The sequence below is a fragment of the Desulfocurvus sp. DL1XJH-121 genome, from assembly GCF_054819825.1.
The window spans coordinates 1-245 of sequence record NZ_JBTVWW010000173.1 but is presented as its reverse complement, the minus strand read 5'-3'; the positions used below and the strand labels follow the sequence as shown (position 1 = coordinate 245).

1 protein-coding gene is annotated in these 245 nt (G+C 61.2%); it reads left to right on the top strand.

The genetic code is table 11. From position 1 onward, the window contains the following. A partial coding sequence (locus ACYYG1_RS17770) for a helicase-related protein (protein ID WP_461211658.1) occupies window positions 1-245 on the top strand: 245 nt, incomplete at both ends.

The window sequence follows — 245 nt, the reverse complement described above, 5'->3', positions numbered from 1 at the left end:
CGAAGAGGAAGGCGCGCAGGTGCTGCTGTGTTCCGAGATCGGTTCCGAAGGCCGCAACTTCCAGTTCGCCAGCCAACTGGTGATGTTCGATCTGCCGTTCAACCCGGATCTGCTGGAACAGCGCATCGGCCGTCTGGACCGTATCGGCCAGATGCACGATATCCAAATCATGGTGCCTTACCTGGAGCACACCGCACAGGCGGTGCTGGGCCGCTGGTTCCACGAAGGGCTCGACGCCTTCGAAC